Source organism: Nonomuraea candida (genome assembly GCF_000725485.1).
GTDB classification, from domain to species: Bacteria; Actinomycetota; Actinomycetes; order Streptosporangiales; family Streptosporangiaceae; genus Nonomuraea; species Nonomuraea candida.
Window position 1 is genome coordinate 154,658 of the sequence record NZ_JOAG01000027.1, and the last position, 18,520, is coordinate 173,177.

15 protein-coding genes are annotated in these 18,520 nt (G+C 73.2%); 9 read left to right on the forward strand and 6 right to left on the reverse strand.

All coding sequences use genetic code 11. The annotated features are described in order from the left end of the window. Positions 1 to 130: 130 nt before the first annotated feature. The 4 genes from IO39_RS25610 to IO39_RS25620 form a co-directional block, all read right to left on the reverse strand. Complete coding sequence (locus IO39_RS25610) at positions 131 to 1,120, reverse strand: lytic transglycosylase domain-containing protein (protein WP_157548892.1); 990 nt, start codon at positions 1,118 to 1,120, stop codon at positions 131 to 133. 200 nt (positions 1,121 to 1,320) lie between these two features. Beyond that, the gene (locus IO39_RS25615) at positions 1,321 to 2,325 is read right to left on the reverse strand and encodes a LamG domain-containing protein (RefSeq protein WP_211267162.1); all 1,005 of its coding nucleotides are present in this window, start codon (positions 2,323 to 2,325) and stop codon (positions 1,321 to 1,323) included. Then, positions 2,286 to 2,447: a hypothetical protein gene (locus tag IO39_RS56105; protein WP_169789113.1), complete on the reverse strand. Its 162-nt coding sequence runs from the start codon at positions 2,445 to 2,447 to the stop codon at positions 2,286 to 2,288. The genes IO39_RS25615 and IO39_RS56105 overlap by 40 nt, the downstream gene beginning before the upstream one ends. 140 nt (positions 2,448 to 2,587) lie before the next feature. Beyond that, complete coding sequence (locus tag IO39_RS25620) at positions 2,588 to 3,844, reverse strand: cation:proton antiporter (protein WP_043628028.1); 1,257 nt, start codon at positions 3,842 to 3,844, stop codon at positions 2,588 to 2,590. Positions 3,845 to 4,021: 177 nt separating this feature from the next. Between IO39_RS25620 and IO39_RS25625 the strand changes: the two genes are divergently transcribed. From IO39_RS25625 to IO39_RS25665, 9 genes are all read left to right on the forward strand, one after another. Next, positions 4,022 to 5,854 (forward strand): aldehyde ferredoxin oxidoreductase C-terminal domain-containing protein, encoded by a 1,833-nt coding sequence (locus IO39_RS25625; protein ID WP_043628030.1) that lies wholly within the window; start codon positions 4,022 to 4,024, stop codon positions 5,852 to 5,854. A gap of 56 nt (positions 5,855 to 5,910) precedes the next feature. Beyond that, entirely contained in the window at positions 5,911 to 6,450 is a 540-nt protein-coding gene (locus tag IO39_RS25630; RefSeq protein ID WP_043628032.1) for a dihydrofolate reductase family protein, read from the forward strand. A 290-nt stretch (positions 6,451 to 6,740) separates the two neighbouring features. After that, positions 6,741 to 7,766 carry a LacI family DNA-binding transcriptional regulator gene (locus IO39_RS25635; protein ID WP_043628034.1) on the forward strand — a complete coding sequence of 342 codons (1,026 nt, stop codon included), beginning with the start codon at positions 6,741 to 6,743 and terminating at the stop codon, positions 7,764 to 7,766. After that, positions 7,763 to 9,874: a beta-galactosidase gene (locus IO39_RS25640; RefSeq protein ID WP_043628036.1), complete on the forward strand. Its 2,112-nt coding sequence runs from the start codon at positions 7,763 to 7,765 to the stop codon at positions 9,872 to 9,874. The genes IO39_RS25635 and IO39_RS25640 overlap by 4 nt, the downstream gene beginning before the upstream one ends. A gap of 64 nt (positions 9,875 to 9,938) precedes the next feature. Beyond that, a complete protein-coding gene (locus tag IO39_RS25645; RefSeq protein ID WP_043628038.1) occupies positions 9,939 to 11,246 on the forward strand; it encodes an ABC transporter substrate-binding protein in 1,308 nt (435 codons plus the stop codon). Then, on the forward strand, positions 11,246 to 12,142 hold the full coding sequence (locus tag IO39_RS25650; RefSeq protein WP_043628041.1) for a carbohydrate ABC transporter permease: 897 nt from the start codon (positions 11,246 to 11,248) through the stop codon (positions 12,140 to 12,142). The genes IO39_RS25645 and IO39_RS25650 overlap by 1 nt, the downstream gene beginning before the upstream one ends. Beyond that, positions 12,139 to 12,978, forward strand: coding sequence for a carbohydrate ABC transporter permease (locus IO39_RS25655; protein ID WP_043628042.1), 840 nt, complete (start codon positions 12,139 to 12,141; stop codon positions 12,976 to 12,978). The genes IO39_RS25650 and IO39_RS25655 overlap by 4 nt, the downstream gene beginning before the upstream one ends. Before the next feature lie 36 nt (positions 12,979 to 13,014). Then, entirely contained in the window at positions 13,015 to 15,309 is a 2,295-nt protein-coding gene (gene yicI, locus IO39_RS25660) for an alpha-xylosidase (protein ID WP_043628043.1), read from the forward strand. A gap of 1 nt (position 15,310) precedes the next feature. Further along, a complete protein-coding gene (locus tag IO39_RS25665) occupies positions 15,311 to 16,705 on the forward strand; it encodes a GH1 family beta-glucosidase (RefSeq protein WP_043628044.1) in 1,395 nt (464 codons plus the stop codon). A gap of 84 nt (positions 16,706 to 16,789) precedes the next feature. On the opposite strand, the gene IO39_RS25670 is transcribed toward IO39_RS25665, so the two are convergent. Next, positions 16,790 to 17,623: an SAM-dependent methyltransferase gene (locus IO39_RS25670; RefSeq protein ID WP_043628046.1), complete on the reverse strand. Its 834-nt coding sequence runs from the start codon at positions 17,621 to 17,623 to the stop codon at positions 16,790 to 16,792. A 124-nt stretch (positions 17,624 to 17,747) separates the two neighbouring features. Then, entirely contained in the window at positions 17,748 to 18,383 is a 636-nt protein-coding gene (locus IO39_RS25675) for a nitroreductase family protein (protein ID WP_043628049.1), read from the reverse strand. Positions 18,384 to 18,520 lie beyond the last annotated feature (137 nt).

Below are 18,520 nucleotides of genomic sequence, written 5' to 3' on the forward strand. Positions count from 1 at the left end.
GCCGAGGTCCCGAACCCCACCCCCTGCTGCGCCGGCCACACCTGAACCGCCCCGCCCGAACCCGGGCGGGGCGCTCCCGTCCCGGAGGGTTCCCCGTTCCGGGCGTTTCCGTTGCCGGAGTGGTCTTTCGTCAGGGGCCGGTGAGGCGGCGTTCGCCCTTGGTGGTCAGCACGAACACCTGCCAGTTGTAGTAGGCGTAGTAGGCGCGCGGGTCGCGCTTGATCTGGCGGGCGTGCAGCAGGATCGCCCGCACGTACGCCTGCGACGGGTTGTAGGCGTGCAGCGCCCGCCGATAGTCGCGGGGCGCGCCACTGGCCCTGAGGTAGTTGGCCGCCCCCATGACCGCGTCGCGCGGGTCGCGCACGTCGCCGCCCATCCCGTACGCCTTCCAGGTGGCGGGCATGAACTGCATCGGGCCCTGGGCGCCGACGTGGCTGTCGGACCTGACCCGCCCGAACTTCGTCTCCGCGAACATGACCGCCGCCAGCACCTCCCACTCCACCCCGAACCGGCGCTCGGCCTTCTTGAAGTGACCGAGCAGCTCGCCGGCGGGCCGGGCCCGCTGGGTCCTGAACACGGCGTCCGGCTTGATCGGGTGGGCCAGGGAGAGCAGCTCGCGGATGGCGGCCGTGTTGTCCTGGGCCTGGGCGGCCAGGGCCTTGGGCAGGCGGGCGAAGGCCCTGGCGGCGAGCTTGGGGTGGCGGGCGGCGTGCCGGTAGAGACGCTGCTGGTACAGGGCCGGCAGCTCGACGTCCTCGGGCGGCTCGCCCGTCGTGGGCGCGCCGCCCTCCGTCCAGGCGTCGATGGCGTCGTTGAGGCGGGCGGTGGTCTCCTTCAGCGCGGTGGCCAGCCGCGCGGCGTCGTCCGGCACCTTCTCACCGGGCGCGGGGAACTCCTCCTCGGGCGGCTGCGTGCTGGGCGGCGCCGTGGGTGACGCCGTGGGTGACGCCGCGCTCGCCGGCGGGGCGGAGGAGGTTCCGCCGCTCCCGGAGCCCGTCTCGGGGCCGGTCTGAGGGGACGCCCCGCAGGCGGTCATGGCCAGCGCGAGGGCGGCGGCGAGGCAGGAGGCGGGTGCGCGGCCCCGGCGGGCGGGGTGTGGGTGCTTCGGGCGTGCCTGCATGGACAGGCAACCTACCCGGTACGCGCACCGCATCCCAGATCATCGGCCCCGGCACGGCACCGCGTTGCCGGTCACCGCCCGGCCCGGCACGACCGCCCGGATCACCGGCACGGCACCCGGATCAGGCCCCCGCCCTGCCGTCCTGGTGAGACGGCAGGGCGCGGCCCCTGCTCGCCCTCGTGAGCGGCGGGTGCCCGGGGTCAGGCGTAGGGGGTGAGGAACTCCCTGGGGCGCAGGGCCCTGGCCACGATCCGCACGTCGCCGATCCAGCCGTAGAACCCCTGCCCGTAGCGGAGCGCGAACTGCGTGCCGCCGATGGCGAACGGCCGGCCCAGCGTCGAGATGCCCTTCGACGGCTGGGACGGGTTGCGGGCGATCCGGGACCCGTCGACGTACATGACCGTGCGCCGCGCGTCGTTGACCACCGCCACGTGGGTCCAGCGGCCCACCGGCAGGGCGTGGCTCCAGGAGGTGGGGTCGGCGTCGCGGTCGGTGGGGTAGACGACGTACTGCAGGTACCGCTCGGGCGAGACGTTGAGGCTGCAGGTGGGCTCGTCGGGCGACCAGCCGCTGGACTTGCCGGCGTCGCCGCTGCGGCCCTCCCAGCTCAGGATGCCCATCCAGGCGTGGTCGCCCTCGAACGGCTCGGGCAGCTTGATGAACGCCTCGATGGTGTAGCCGGACTCGAATGTCATGCCGTTGATCGGCGCGTTCGCCGCCGTCCTGAGCACCGCGCCCCGGTCGGGGCCCTTGCCGCCGTCGAAGCGCAGGCTGGCGTGGGCGGGCTGGCCCTCGTGGTGGTCGGCCGACCAGCGCAGCGTCTCGGGGCCGCCGGCGTGCAGCAGCTCCGCGGTCAGGTCGTTGCCGCCGCCGGTCAGGTCGCGGGCGACCGTCCCCGCTGGGACGACCGCGCCGTCCGCGCCGGCCCGCGCCAGGCCCTCGGCGTCGAACCTCCAGTACGCCACCGTCCCGCGCGGCATCACGGCCCTGGCGGGCCTGGCCGGGGGGAGGGCGCGCGGGGCGAACCCGGCGAAGCGCGCGTCGAAGTCGATCTCGATGCTGAAGCGGTCGGCGGGGCCGGTCAGCTCCAGGTGCTCGGCCTCGAGCGGGGTGCGCTCCTCCGGGTCGCGCGCCAGCAGCCAGGGCGACAGCGTCTCCACGTCGATCATGTTGCGGACGAGGTCGAAGGCGTAGAGCCGGACCATGCCCGCGCCGCCGGAGCGGCGGCGTGCGCGCGGGTGGTCGTCGTGGCGGCCAGGGTGCCGGCGGCCGGGGCGGCGATGGCCGCCTGGAGCAGGGCGCGGCGGCCGAGCGAGGGGTGGGACATGTGTCGTACTCCGTTTCAGGGTGCCGCGCAGCACCTTGATCGTCGTACGTGGCGAGGCGGTGCCCCGGGCGGTAACGACCGCCTTCCGCCGGTGGAACTCTCCGTGCCCCTCGGCTGCCCCGCGCTTTCCTGGGCCGGCGTCAGTCCTGGCGTGCGGCCGTCATCCGGTCGCGCAGCGCGTCCAGGTGGTTCATCACGGGGGTGGCCGTCACGCCGTGCAGGACCACGGAGGCCAGCACGGTGAAGCCCGCCACCGCCCACAGCTCGTCGGCGGGCACGCCGAAGCCGGCCTGGCCCAGCGCGTACGCCAGGTAGAACAGCGAGCCGATGCCCCGGATGCCGAAGAACGAGATCACCAGCCGTTCCCTCGGCCCCGCCGGGCCGCGCCACTGGGCCAGCCAGCCGGTCAGCGGGCGGATCACCAGCAGCAGCAGGAGGCCGACGGCCGCGCCGCGCCAGGTGAGCGCCGCCAGGCCGCCGGTCACGGCGAAGCCGCCGAGCAGGAGCAGCAGCCAGGCGGTGAACAGCCGCTCGACCTGCTCGACGAAGCCGTGCAGCACGTTGTTGTAGCCGTGGCCGTGCTCGGCCCGCCTGATGGTGCACGCGGTGACGAACACGGCGACGAAGCCGTACCCGTGGGCCAGCTCCGTGACCCCGTACGCGAGGAACGTGGCGGCCAGCGCGACGAAGCCGTCGCGGCGCTCCGACAGGCGCAGCCCGTCCGGCCTGGCGCGGAAGAACAGCCGGCCGAGCAGGCGGCCGATGAGCAGCCCGAGCACGAGGCCGGCGGCGGTGCGGTAGAGCACGTCCGTCAGCGCCCACTCCCCCAGCCAGACGGCGCCGCCCGCGGTGGCCAGGGCGATGGCCACGTACACGAAGGGGAAGGCCAGCCCGTCGTTGAGCCCGGCCTCGGAGGTGAGCGCGAAGCGCACCTCGTCGTCGGCGTTCTCCGCGTCCACGGGCTCGCCCACGTGCACGTCCGAGGCGAGCACCGGGTCGGTCGGCGCCAGCACGGCGCCGAGCAGCAGCGCGGCGGCGATCGGCCAGCCGAGCAGGAGCACGGCCGCGGCGGCCACGCCGGCCACGGTCAGCGGCATGGCCAGGCCGAGCAGCCGCCACGTCGTGGCCCAGCCGCGCGCCCCGGAGCGGCGGTTGATCGCCAGGCCCGCGCCCATGAGGGAGATGACCACGCACAGCTCGGTGACGTGCTCCAGGGCGGTGCGGTGGGCGATCGGGTCGGGGTCGGGCAGCCCGAGGGGCAGGGCGAACAGCAGCACGCCGCCCAGCAGGTAGACCAGGGGCAGGGAGAGGGGCCGGCCGGCGAGCACCTCGGGGAGGATCGCGGCCAGCAGCGCGGCGGCGCCGCCCAGGGCCAGGACGAGATCGAGGGTGGACATCGGCGATCACCTGCCCCGAAGATCGCTACTTATCCCTTTTGTCCACCAGTCGGGCTCCTGGCCGCCTCCCGCGGCCGCGGGTTCACCGCCGCCCGCCGGTCACGGGGGTCGAGGGTTGCGCCCGCTCGGTGATGTGTGATGTCGTGCCGCTCTTGATTCCCTCCAGGAGGCTTGCGCATGCCGTTCGTCGTGGACTTGACCAGTGGGACCGTGGAGAAGGAGCGGTGCCCGGCGGAGCGGGGGCACCACGGCGGGACCGTCCTCGGGCTGCGGCTGATGAGCGGGCGCACGCCGGCGGGGCTCGATCCGTACGATCCCCGGGCATTGCTGTACATCGCGGCCGGGGCGCTGGGCGGGACGCGGGCGCCCGGGCTGGCCAAGGCGGTCTTCCTGGCCAAGTCGCCGTTGACGGGCGTGGCCGGGGAGGCGCACGCGCTGGGCCCGTTCGCCGCCGGGATGCGCGGGGCGGGGGTCACGGCGCTGGCCGTGGTCGGCCGGGCGGAGCGGTGGTCGTACCTGCTGGTCGAGGAGGGCTCGGTCAGCCTGCACGACGCGACCGGCCTGCGCGGTCTCGGCACCGCCGCCACCACCGACGCGCTGCGCGCCCGGCACGGCGCCGGGGCCCACGTCGCGGCGATCGGGCCGGCCGGGGAGAGCCTGGTGCGGTACGCGAGCGTGGTGACCGACCACGCCCACCCCGCCGCCCGGTACGGTCTCGGGGCGGTCTTCGGCGCCAAGAACCTCAAGGCCGTCGTGTGCGCCGGCGACGCGCCCGCCGCGGTCGCCGACCCGGAGGCGATCGCCGGCATCGAGGCGCACTACCGGCGCTCCCTGGCCACCAACCCGCTGGCCGCGCTGCAGGCGGGCGTGCCCGGGTTCGCCGGGTGGGCGGACGGCCCGCTCGACCCGGGCTACGCCTCGGTCCGCAACTTCTCGGTCACCGGCCCGCCCGGTCTCGGCGTGCCGTCCGCCGCCGGCTACGACGGCCGCGCGGTCGCCACCACGGGCTGCTGCCCCGGCTGCCCGAACGACTGCCTCAAGGTCTACGCGCCGCTGCGGCCGGGCCCGGAGCCGGCCGACCGGCGGGCCGGCGGGCTGGGGCAGGAGGCGTTCCTGTCGCTGGGGTGGAATCTCGGCATCGACGACCTGGACGCGGTGCTGGACGCCAACGCCCGCTGCAACGACCTCGGCCTCGACCAGGTCTCGCTCGGCGGCACGCTGGCGTTCGCGATGGAGTGCGCCGGGCGCGGCCTGCTGCCCGGCGGGCCGGCGTTCGGGGACGCGGCGGCGCTGCCCGGCCTGATCGCGGACGTGGCCCGGCGCTCGGGCGCGCTGGGCGACCTGCTGGCGGAGGGCTCGGCCAGGGCGGCGCGGCGCGTCGGGCGGGGCGCGCGGGCGTACGCGATGACGGTCAAGGACGCCGAGCTGCCCTGCTTCGACCCGCGCCCGCAGCCGGGCATCGGCCTCGGGTACGCCCTGGCCCCCGGCGGCCCCCGCTACGACGCCCTGGAGCACGACCTCGACTTCGACCCCGTGGCCGGCCTGCCCCACAGCTTCCCCGAGGCGGCCAGGATCGGCGCGGAGCCGGCTCCGGCGGGCGAGCTGGACGAGGAGCGGGGCCGGCGCAGCGCCCGCCTGCTGCGATTGTGGAGCGGGCTCGACGCGCTCAACCTGTGCGTCTTCGCCTCGACCCCCACCCGGCCGCTGACCATCGACCACCTGACCGCGCTGGTCACGGCCGTCCTCGGCGAGCCGTTCACGCTGAGCGACCTGCTGGCGGCCGGGCAGGCCCGCCTCGACGGGCTGCGCGCGTACGCCCTGCGCGAGACCGCCGCCCACGCCCCGCACGGCGCGTACGCGACGGAGCTGGAGGAGGAGCTGCCGGCGCGGCTGCACGAGGAGCCGGTCGCCGAGGGACCGCACCGGGGGGCGGTGCTCGGCCGGGCGGCGTTCGCGCGGGCCCGGGCGGCCTTCCACGAGGAGCTCGGCCGGCCGCGATCCCGTGGCTGAGCGATGACTTCCGCCGTGGCCCGCGGTCTGCCCTCCGAGAGGAAAGGACACAGATCATGAGCAAGCTGCTGTACTCGGTGACCATGTCGGCCGACGGCTTCATCGCCGGGCCGGGCGGGGACATGTCCTGGCTGAGCGCCCATCTCGGGCCGAACCCGGTGGCCGAGGAGCTGGCCGGGCGGGTGGGCGCGCTGCTGGTGGGCAACCGCACCTTCCGGGGCGACGACCCGAACCGGGGCACCGAGAAGGAGGGCGCGTTCGAGGGGGCGTGGCAGGGGCCGCAGATCGTGCTCACCCGCCACGTCCCGGACGCCCCGGTGCCGGACGTCACCTTCGCCGGCGACCTGGCCACCGCGGTCGCGGCGGCCAAGGCGGCGGCCGGCGGCCGCTACGTCAACGTGCTCGGCGCGGACGTGGCCCGGCAGTGCCTGGCGGCGGGAGAGCTGGACGAGGTGCTCACGATCGTGGCGCCGGTGCTGCTCGGCGACGGCACCCGCCTGTTCGACCATCCCGGCGGGACGAACGTGCGGCTGGAACGGCTCGGCGTCACCCCCGTCCCGCACGCCACGAACCTCTGGTACCGCGTCGTCCGCTGACGCCACCGACCTCGGGCACCGCCTCGTCCGCTGACACCACGAACCTCTGGTACCGCGTCGTCCGCTGATCCTCCCCCCGGCGGCCGGTTCCGGCCTCCTGCGGGCCTTGCGGGCGGGCCGCCGGCGCGGTGACGCGCCGGCCCCGCAGGCCGGCGGCACATTCCCGCAACTTTTCGGTCATCCGCATTCACACCATTGACATCTCCGCAAATGGGACTTTAGGTTGTGCGAAACGTTTCGACCACCGTATCGGCCCTCGCTGGGCCGGTCACGCCCAGGCCCGGAGATCCATGACCTCGCTACGTCACGTGGCCGAGCGCGCCCAGGTCGCGGTCAGCACCGCCTCCGCCGCGCTCAACCGCACCCGCCCGGTGGCGGAGGCGACCAGGCGCCGGGTCGAGCAGGCCGCCGCCGAGCTCGGCTACCGCCCCAACCTGCTGGCGCGCGGCCTGCAGAGCAAGCGCACGCGCATCCTGGCGCTGCTGTTCCCCGCCCCGCACAGCGGCTTCGGGCTGACGGAGATGCAGTTCGCCACCGGCGCCGCCGAGGCGGCCAGCGAGCTGGGCTACCACCTGCTGCTCTCGCCCGAGAGCGCCGACCCGATGGAGGAGCTGCGCCACCTGACCGGCCTGGGGCTGGTGGACGGCGTGCTGCTGATGGAGGTGCGGCTGGACGACGAGCGCCCCGAGTTCCTGTCGGAGTCCGGGGTGCCGTTCTCGATGATCGGGCGCACCCGCGACCCGGGCTCGATCGACTACGCCGACATCGACTTCGCCGCCACCGCCAGGGACGCCGTGGCGCACGTGGCCGGGCTCGGGCACCGCAAGCTGGCCTTCTTCAACCTCTCCGGCGACACCTACGCCGCGCAGTACGGCCCCGCGATCCGGGCCGCCGCGGAGTTCGCCGCGGCGGCGGAGGAGGCGGGCCTGGCCTACGTCGGCGACTTCCGCCCCGGCTCGGCCGAGGCGGGCGGCCGGGCGTTCGAGCGGCTCATGCAGGAGCACCCGGACGTCACGGCGCTGGCGGTGATGGACGACCACGCGGCGGTCGGCGTGATCGCGGCCGTGGCGCGGCGCGGCTGGCGCATCCCCGAGGACCTGACGCTGCTGCTGGTGCTGTCGTCGGCGCGGGTCGCCGAGATGTTCCACCCCCGGCTCACGACGCTGGAGCCGCCCAGCGCCGAACTGGGCCGGCTGGGCGCACGGATGCTCATCGATCGGTTGCAGGGTGACGGGCCGCCGCAGCAGCGGCTGGTGCCCTGCCGTCTGGTGGTCGGGGACAGCTCCGCGCCACCGCGTGAGGGGGTCATGGCATGAGGCTCGGGATGCACACGCTCACCGAGGGCCGCGGGCTGCTGTTCGGCGGGGACTACAACCCGGAGCAGTGGCCGGAGGAGGTGTGGGCGAAGGACGCGGAGCTGATGCGGGCCGCCGGGGTGAACCTGGTCACGGTCGGCGTGTTCAGCTGGTCCCGGCTGGAGCCGGAGCCCGGCAGGCACGACTTCGGCTGGCTGGACCGGGTGCTCGACCTGATGGCCGCCCACGACATCGCGGTGGACCTGGCGATCCCGACGGCCTCGCCGCCGCCGTGGCTGGGGCACCGCTGGCCGGAGACGCTGCCGGTGGACGAGAGGGGGCAGCGGCTCTGGTACGGCTCGCGCAACCAGTACTGCCCTTCTTCGCGCGTCTATCGGGAGCGCTCCCAATCGATCACCACGGCGCTGGCGGAACGCTACGCCGGCCATCCGGCGCTGGCCATGTGGCACGTGGGCAACGAGTACGGCGAGGTCTGCCACTGTGACGCCTCCGCCGCCGCGTTCCGCGACTGGCTGCGGGCCCGCTACGGCGACCTGGACACGCTCAACGAGGCGTGGGGCACCACGTTCTGGAGCCAGGGCTACGGCGACTGGGCCGAGATCGTGCCGCCGCGGCACGCCCCGTACATCATCAACCCCACGCAGCGGCTGGACTGGTGGCGGTTCTGCTCCGACGAGCTGCTCGCGCACTTCCGCGAGCAGCGGGACATCCTGCGCGCGCACACCCCGGACCTGCCGATCACCACGAACTTCATGGGGCTGTTCAAGCGGGTCGACTACTTCTCCTTCGCCGCGGAGGAGGACATCGTCTCCAACGACTGCTACCCCGAGCCGGGCAACCCGCGCACCCCCGCGCTGACGGCGCTCACCCACGACCTGATGCGCGGGCTGGGCGGCGGGCGGCCGTGGCTGCTGATGGAGCAGTCCACCAGCGCGGTGAACTTCCGCGGGCACAACCTGCCCAAGCCGCCCGGCCAGTTCCGGCTGGAGTCGCTGCAGGCGGTGGCGCGCGGCGCGGACGGGCTGTGCTACTTCCAGTGGCGGGCCTCCCGCTTCGGCGCCGAGCGCTTCCACGCCGCGATGGTGCCGCACGCGGGCGAGGACACCCGGCTGCACGCCGAGGTGCGCGCGCACGGGCAGGAGCTGCGCCGGCTCGCCTCGCTGGCCGGGCAGCCGGTGCCCGCGCGGGTGGCGATGGTCTTCGACTGGGCGAGCTGGTGGGCGCTGGAGGACCGCGGCCGGCCCAGCGACCGGCTCAACGCCACCGAGCAGCTGCTGGACTACTACACGCCGTTCTTCGAGCGCGGCGTGAGCGTGGACGTGGTGCCGCCGTCGGCGGACCTGTCGGCGTACGCGCTGGTCGTGGTGCCGAACCTGTTCCTGGTCAGCGACCGGGACGCGGCGGCGCTGACCGCGTACGCGCGCGGCGGCGGCGTGCTGGTGGTCGGGCCGTTCTCCGGCGTCGTGGACCCGAACGCGCACGTGCGCACCGGCCGCTTCCCCGCGCCGCTGCGCGAGGTGCTCGGCGCCTCCGGCGAGGAGTGGCTGCCCGTCGCCGACGGGCAGGTCGTGCGCTGCCGCTGGCGTGCCGCCGCGAACCCGGACACCGCCGGCCTCGACAGCGCAGGCCCGGACAGCGCAGGCCCGGACAGCGCAGGCCCGGACAGCGCAGGCCCGGACAGCGCAGGCTCCGGCGGCGCGGAGTTCGGCGCGCGCGCCTGGACGGAGCTGCTGCGCTCGGACGGCGCCGAGGTGGTGGCCGAGTTCGCCGAGGGCGACCTGGCCGGCTCCCCGGCCGTGCTGCGCAATCGGGCCGGCGACGGCGTCGCCTGGTACGTCGGCACCATGCCCGACGCCGCCGCGCTCGGCGCGCTGGCCGAGCGGGCGCTGGCCGACGCCGGCGTGCGCGGCCCGCTGCCCGGCCTGCCGCCCGGCGTGGAGGCGGTGCGCCGCGGCGACGTGCTGTTCCTGCTCAACCACGGCACCTCGACGGTGCGCGTGCCGATCCCCGAACCCGCCGACGATTTGCTCACCGGCTCCACCGCCGAAGGGCACGTCACGCTGACGTCCCGCGCGGTCGCCGCCCTGCGCCCGCACACCCCGTCCTGAAGCCGTCTCCGCCCCTAGCACCCCCCGGGCCGCCTCTGCACAATCAGAAGTTGGAGATAGCACCTTGCGTAGAAGAACGTTCCTCGCCTCGACCGCCGCCACGCTGTTCCTGGCCGGTTGCGGGGCCGAGGACTCCGGCGAGCCCGCCGCGCAGTCCTCGCCCATCTCCGGGGACGAGAACGCCGCCGCCACGCTCACGTTCTGGGCGTGGGCGGAGAACATCCAGCGGGTCGTGGACCTGTGGAACGAGAAGAACCCCACCCAGAAGGTGACGCTGAGCGGCCAGGCCGCCAGCGACGAGCTGATCGCCAAGTTCCTCACGGCGGTCAAGGCCGGCAACGCGCCCGACGTGCTGCAGGTGGAGTACCAGTCACTGCCCACGCTCATCACCAACAACGCGCTGCAGGACCTGACCAGCGCGGTCGCCCCGGTCAAGTCCGCCTTCGCCGACGGCACCTGGAACCTGACCTCCTTCGGCGGCGCGACGTACGCGGTGCCGCAGGACGTCGGCCCGATGATGCTGTTCTACCGGGAGGACCTGTTCGAGAAGATGGGGCTGGAGGTGCCCGCCACCTGGGAGGAGTTCGGCAAGCTGGCCGAGACCGTCCGGCAGAAGGACCCCAAGCGCTACCTGACCACGTTCTCGCCCGGCGACGCGGGCTGGGTGGCCGGCTTCGCCCAGCAGGCCGGCGCGAACTGGTGGACCAACCAGGACGGCGCCTGGCAGGTCTCCATCGACGACCCCGCCACCAAGAAGGTGCTGTCGTTCTGGGGCGAGCTGGTCAAGTCGGGCGCGGTGCTCGGCGACCCGATGTACACGCCGCAGTGGAACAGCCAGATGAACGACGGCACGATCATCGCCTGGCCGAGCGCCGTGTGGGGCTCGGGCATCCTGGCCGGCGTCGCGCCCTCCAGCAAGGGCAAGTGGAAGATGGCGCCGCTGCCGCAGTGGAACGCGGGCGAGCAGCTCACCGGCTTCTGGGGCGGCTCGTCCACGGCCGTGGCCGCCTCCTCCAAGCAGAAGGCGCAGGCCGCCAAGTTCGCCCGGTGGATGAACACCGACCCCGAGGCGCTGAAGGTGCTCATCGAGATCGGCCTGTACCCGTCGGCCACCGCCGGGCAGACCGCGCTGGACACCGCGCCGGAGTACATGACGAGCCAGCCCGACTACTACGAGTCGGCCGCGAAGATCGCGGCGGGCGCGCGCGGCTTCAGCAGCTGGGGCCCGAACACCAACGTCACCTACGGGCAGTTCGAGGACCAGCTCCCCACCGCGGTCAAGAACAAGGCCGACCTGGCGGCCGTGGCCACCCAGGTGCAGCAGGCCAGCGTGGCTGACCTGAAGAAGCAGGGCTACCAGGTCGCCGGCTGATGTCCGGAAAGAGAACGCGCGCGCCGTACCTGATGGCGGCGCCCGCACTCATCCTGTTCGTGGTCTTCATCCTGGTGCCGATCGGGTACGCGGTCTGGCTCAGCCTGCACAACATGCGGGTGCGCGGCTCCGGGCTGGGCATCCGCACCGAGGTGTTCGTCGGGCTGGAGAACTACCTGGAGGCGATCCAGGACTCGGCCCTGTACGAGGCCGCGCAGCGCATGCTCGCCTACGGCCTGGTCATGGTGCCCGCGACCATGGGCCTGGCCCTGCTGTTCGCGCTGCTGCTCGACGCCCCGAGGGTCGGCGGCAAGCGCGCCTCCCGGGTCACGATCTTCCTGCCGTACGCGGTGCCGGGCGTGATCGCGAGCCTGCTGTGGGGCTTCATCTACCTGCCCGCGGTCAGCCCGATCGGCGCCGCCTTCGAGGCGATCGGCCTGGACGCGCCGGACTTCTTCGGCGACGTGTCGATCTTCTTCTCGGTGGCCAACATCGCCGTGTGGGGCTCGGTCGGGTTCAACATGGTGGTGCTCTACACCCAGCTCCGGGCCATCCCGAAGGAGCTGTACGAGGCCGCCCGGCTCGACGGGGCCAGCGAGTGGCGCATCGCGCTCGGCGTCAAGGTGCCGCTGCTGCGCCCGGCGCTCACCATGACCTCGGTCTTCACGCTGATCGGCATGCTGCAGGTGTTCAGCGAGCCGGCCACGCTGCGGCCGATGACCAACACGATCACCCAGGACTGGGTGCCCCTGATGCGGATCTACCAGCAGGCGTTCATCGACAACGACATCTACCTGGGAGCGGCCAGCTCGGTGCTGCTCGCGGGCGCGACGGTGCTGCTGTCGCTGGGCGCGCTGGGCGTCTTCAGGGCGCGGAGCACGAGGAGCGGGCGATGAGAGCACGTACGAAGATCGTGCCCACGCTGATCCTGGCGCTCGGCGGCGTGTACGCGATCCTGCCCCTGCTGTGGGTGATCTTCGCCTCCACGAAGAGCTCCGAGGAGCTGTTCACCACGTTCTCGGGCTGGCCCAGCTTCAACGGCGGCTTCACCGGCAACCTCGCCGCGCTCAACGCCTACGGCGACGGCCGGTTCTGGTGGTGGATGCTCAACAGCCTCATCTACGCCGGCGGCGGCGCGTTCCTGACCGTGGTGGTCTCGGCCGCCTGCGGCTACGCGCTGGCCAAGTACCGCTTCGCCGGGCAGCGGCTGATCTTCGGCGCGCTGCTGGCCGGGGTGCTGGTGCCGCAGATCACGCTGGCCATCCCGCAGTATCTGCTGCTGTCGGAGATGAACCTGGTCGGCACCTACTGGTCGGTCATCCTGCCCAGCATCATCAGCCCGTACAGCATCTACCTGTGCCGCATCTACGCCGAGGCGGCGGTGCCGGACGAGGTCCTGGAGGCCGGGCGGGTGGACGGGGCCGGCGAGTTCCGGCTGCTGTGGTCGGTGGGCGTGCCGATCATGACGCCGGGGCTGGTGACGGTGTTCCTGCTGCAGTTCATCGGCATCTGGAACAACTTCCTGCTGCCGTACATCATGCTCGCCAACGACGACCTGTTCCCGCTCACCGTGGGGCTGTTCTCCCTGCTCAACCGGGGGGCCTCGCAGCCGGCGCTGTACACGCTGGTGATCACCGGCTCGCTGCTGTCGATCATCCCGATCGTCGCGCTCTTCCTGTTCCTGCAGCGTTTCTGGCGGCTCGACCTCGTGGCCGGCAGCGTCAAGGGCTGACCTCCCCTCCGGACCCCCTCTCTAGAACGGATTGGCATGAAGTTCAAAGACGGCTACTGGCGGATGCGTCCCGGGGTGCGGGGCGACTTCGCCACCGCGGCCCACGACGTGACCGCGGAGGCCGGGTCGCTGCGGATCCTCGCCCCGACGCGCGAGATCCTCCGCCGCGGCAACACCATCGACGGGCCGGTCCTGCGGGTGGACCTGTCCTCGCCGATGCCGGACGTGATCCGCGTCCGTACGGTGCACTTCGCCGGGTCGGTGCCGGCCGCCCCCGCCTTCGAGGTGCGGGACGACCGGCCGGAGGCGCTGATCTCGGTGGACGGCGAGCAGGCCAGCCTGACCAGCGGCGGCCTCACCGTCCGGGTCGGCAGGAACGCGCCCTGGGACATGGTGTTCACCGCCGGGGACCGGGAGCTGACCCGCAGCTCGGGCAAGAGCCTGGGCGTCATGCACGACCACGACGCCCGGCACTTCATGATCGAGCAGCTCAAGCTGAGCGCCGGCGAGCTGGTCTACGGCCTCGGCGAGCGCTTCGGCGCGCTGGTGCGCAACGGCCAGGCGATCGACGTCTGGAACGAGGACGGCGGCACCAGCAGCGAGATCGCCTACAAGAACGTGCCCTTCTACCTCACCAACCGGGGTTACGGGGTGTTCGTCAACCATCCGGGCCGGGTCTCGTTCGAGGTGGGCTCGGAGAGCGTGTCGCGGGTGCAGTTCAGCGTCGAGAGCCACGACCTGGAGTACCTGATCATCCACGGGCCGACCCCGGCCGACATCCTGCGCCGCTACACCGCGCTGACCGGCCGGCCGGTGCTGCCGCCCGCGTGGTCGTTCGGGCTGTGGTTGTCCACCTCGTTCACCACGAACTACGACGAGGCCACGGTGAGCTCGTTCGTGGACGGGATGGCCGAGCGGGACCTGCCGCTGAGCGTCTTCCACTTCGACTGCTTCTGGATGCGGCAGTACCGCTGGTGCGACTTCGAGTGGGACCCGGAGGTGTTCCCGGACCCCGAGGGCACGCTGCGGCGGCTGAAGGAGCGCGGGCTGAAGATCTGCCTGTGGATCAATCCCTACATCGGGCAGGCGTCGAAGCTGTTCGACGAGGGGGCCGCGGCGGGGCACCTGCTGCGCCGGCCGGACGGGACGATCTGGCAGGATGATCACTGGCAGGCGGGCCGCGCGCTGGTGGACTTCACCTCGCCCGCCGCCCGCGCATGGTACGCGGGCAAGCTGCGGGGGCTGCTCGACATGGGGGTGGACGCGTTCAAGACCGACTTCGGCGAGCGCATCCCCACCGACGTCGTCTACGCCGACGGCTCCGACCCGGAGCGGATGCACAACTACTACAGCCTGCTCTACAACCAGACCGCGCACGACGTGCTGGCCGAGCGGCGCGGGTCCGGCGACGCCGTGCTGTTCGCCCGCTCGGCCACGGTCGGCGGGCAGCGGCTGCCGGTGCACTGGGGCGGCGACTGCGAGTCGACCTGGGAGGGCATGCTGGAGTCGCTGCGCGGCGGGCTCTCGCTCGGCCTGGGCGGGTTCGGGTTCTGGAGCCACGACATCGGCGGCTTCGAGGGCATGCCCGACCCCGCCGTGTTCAAGCGGTGGATCGCGTTCGGGCTGCTGTCGTCGCACAGCCGGCTGCACGGCAGCGGCTCCTACCGGGTGCCGTGGCTGTTCGACGAGGAGTCGGTGGACGTGCTGCGCTCGTTCACCCGGCTCAAGGCGCGGCTGATGCCCTACCTGTACTCCGCCGCCGTGCAGGCCACCACCGAGGGCCTGCCGGTGATGCGGGCGATGCAGCTGGAGTTCCCCGGCGACCGGGCCTGCGACCACCTCGACGCCCAGTACATGCTCGGCCCCGACCTGCTGGTGGCGCCGGTGCTGTCGGCGGAGGGCGAGGTCTCCTACTACGTGCCGGAGGGCACGTGGACGCGGCTGCTCGACGGGGAGCCGGTGAGCGGGCCCGGCTGGCGTACCGAGCGGCACGGGTTCGACAGCCTGCCGCTGCTGGTGCGGCCCGGCGCGGTGATCGCGACGGGCGCCCGTGACGACCGGCCCGACTACGACTACGCCGACGGCGTCACCCTCGACGTCTTCGAGCCGGCCGACGGCGCGGCCCGCACCGTCACCGTGCCCGGCCCGGACGGCGGCGCGGCGGCCGTGTTCGAGGTGTCGCGGGCGGGCGGCCGCGTCACCGCCCGCCGCGTCCAGGGCGCGCCCGCCGCCTGGAACCTGCGCGTCCGGACCCAGCACTCGGCCACGGCGAGCGCCGCCGCGGCCCCGGAGACCGACCACATCGAGATCAACCTCAGCGCCAAGGAGTGACATGCCCGCTTTCCCCCCGAACTTCCTCTGGGGCACCGCCACCGCCGCCTACCAGGTCGAAGGCGCCTGGAACGAGGACGGCCGCGGCCCCTCGATCTGGGACACCTTCTCCCACACGCCGGGGCTGGTGGCCAACGGCGACACCGGTGACGTGGCCTGCGACCACTACCACCGGCTGGAGGAGGACCTCGACATCCTCGCCGGGCTCGGCGTGGGCGCCTACCGCTTCTCCATCTCCTGGCCGCGCGTGCAGCCGGGCGGCTCCGGCGCGCTCAACCGGCCGGGCGTGGACTTCTACCAGCGCCTGGTGGACGGCCTGCTGGCCAGGGACATCGCCCCGGTCGCCACGCTCTACCACTGGGACCTGCCGCAGGAGCTGGAGGACGCGGGCGGCTGGCCGGCGCGCGACACCGCGCTGCGCTTCGCCGAGTACGCCCGGCTCATGGGCGAGACGCTCGGCGACCGCGTCAACACCTGGATCACCCTGAACGAGCCGTGGTGCTCGGCCTACCTGGGCTACGCCTCCGGCGTGCACGCCCCGGCGCGCACCGAGCCGGCCGCCGCGCTGGCCGCCGTGCACCACCTGAACCTGGGGCACGGCCTGGCCGTGCAGGCGCTGCGCGCGACCGCCGCCAAGGACGCGCGGATGTCGGTCACGCTCAACCTGCACCACGTGCGCGGGGTGTCCGAGCGCGACGCCGACGCCGTGCGCCGCGCGGACGCGGTGTCCAACCGGGCCTTCCTCGGGCCGATGCTGGAGGGCGCCTACCCGCGCGACCTGATCGCCGACACCGCCTCGGTGACCGACTGGTCGTTCGTCAAGGACGGCGACGAGGCCACCGCCTGCCAGCCGCTGGACGTGCTCGGCGTCAACTACTACAACCCGACGCTGGTGCGCCAGTGGGACGGCACGAGCTCCAAGGAGACGGCCGACGGCCACCAGGACGGCGCCGCCTCGCCCTGGATCGCCTGCGAGGACATCGAGTTCGTCAAGCAGCCGGGACCGTACACGGAGATGGGCTGGAACATCGACGAGACGGGCCTGACCGAGCTGCTGCTGCGCCTGCACCGCGACTACCCGGACCTGCCGACGATGATCACGGAGAACGGCGCCGCCTTCCCCGACCCGGTCGGCCCCGACGGCGTGGTCCACGACGCCGACCGCGTCGACTACCTGCACCGCCACCTGACGGCCGTGACCGAGGCCATCGCGGGCGGCGCCGACGTGCGCGGCTACTTCGTGTGGTCGCTCATGGACAACTTCGAGTGGGCCCACGGCTACGCCAAGCGCTTCGGCATCGTGCGCGTGGACCGCGAGACCATGGAGCGCACCTGGAAGGACAGCGCCCACTGGTACCGCGAGGTCGTCGCCACCGGCAAGCTGCCGGCGGCCTGACCTGTCACCGGCAAGCCGCCGGCGGCCTGACCTGTCACCGGCAAGCCGCCGGCGGCCTGACCTGTCACCGGCAAGCCTGATCTTCTAGGGCTTGCGCGCCACTCCCCCGACGAAGGTGTGGTACGTGATCCCCGGCGCGGCCTGGTGGTCACCGGTCTCCGGACGCCATTCGGGGAGCGGCACCAGGCCGGGCTCCAGCAGGTCGAGCCCGTCGAAGAAGGCGAGGATCTCCGCGCGGGTGCGCCAGCGGCCGGTGCCGAGGTGCTCGTTGAAGAGCTTCTCGGCGGTGGCGGCCTGCTCGGCCACCTCGGGGCGCTCCTGGCCGGGGTTGTGGAAGTGCGAGATCACCACGTGGCTGCCCGGGGCGAGCGGGCGGATGAGCCGGGCCGCGATGCCGGCCGGGTCCTCCTCGTCCGACAGGTGGTGCAGGATGCCGAACAGCAGCAGGCCCACCGGCTCGTCGAAGTCGATGAGGCTGCGCGTGCGCGGGTCGTCGAGGATCTTCTCGGGCTCGCGGGCGTCGGCCTCGACGATCGTGGTGGTCTCGTCCACGGCGAGCAGGGCCCGGCCGTGCGCCAGCACGATCGGGTCGTGGTCGACGTAGACGACGTGCGCGCCGGGGATGACCGCCTGGGCGACCTCGTGCACGTTGCCCTGCGTGGGCAGGCCGGAGCCGATGTCGAGGAACTGCCTGATGCCCGCCTCGGCCGCCAGGTGGCGGACCGTGCGCCGCAGGAACTCCCGGTTGGCCAGGGCGGCCTCGGGGGCGTCGGGCGCGATCCGCAGCGCGGCCTGCGCCACCTGGCGGTCGATCTCGTAGTTGTCCTTGCCGCCGAGCATGAAGTCGTAGACGCGGGCCACGCTCGGCCTGGTGGTGTCGATCCCGCTGGGCGCGCTCGCCTGCTCGCTGTCGGGCACTGTCGGCTCCTCGATGGATCAGGGGGGTTCAGGGCCATGATCCTAAACGGGCGCGCCCGGAACGGGCGGGAAATTCGTCAGGAAATCTCGCGACTTGCCCGCCTTCGCGTTCCGGCGTGGCGCGTCACCAGTGATCGACGTGGAGCACCTCCTCCAGCGGCTGCCGCTTGGCCGGCCGGAAGGTCTCACCGGTGTAGTACGCGGTGGGCAGCAGCACGCCCTGCCTGACGTCCGCCGGGATGCCGAGCAGCTCGGCCACCTCGCTCTCGTACGCCAGGTGCAGCGAGGTCCACGCGGTGCCCAGCCCGCGGGCCCTGGCGGCCAGCATGTAGCTCCAGGCGGCCGGCAGCAGCGAGCCCCACACCCCCGCCTGGTTGCCCTCGGGCAGGCGGCGCACCGTCATGCACCCGAGCACCAGCACCGGCACCTCGCCCATGTGCTCGGCCAGGTAGGCGGCGCTGTCGGAGACCCGCTCCTGCGTGGCCGAGCGTTCCGGGTCGTCCTTGAACAGCCCTCTGGCCGAGCCGCCCGAGGTGTAGTAGGCGTTCCACGAGCGGGCGTAGTAGTCGCCGATCGTCTTGCGCTTGGCCGGATCGGTCACCACGACCCAGTGCCAGGGTTGCGCGTTGCCCCCGGTCGGCGCCTGGAGCGCGACCTCCAGGCACTCCTTGACCAGCTCCATCGGGACCGGGCGGGTGAGGTCGAGGCGCTTGCGCACGCTGCGGGTGGTGGTGAGCAGCTCGTCCGCTGAGATCGTCATACGGGCATCCTTCCCCGCTCAGCGCGTGACGCGCGGAAACCGGCCTCACCCGCGTGTTTCAGGCGGCGCCCAGCCACAGGTCGGGGCCGAACACCTCGTAGTGGATGTCGCGCGGCGCGACCCCGGCCTCGATGAGC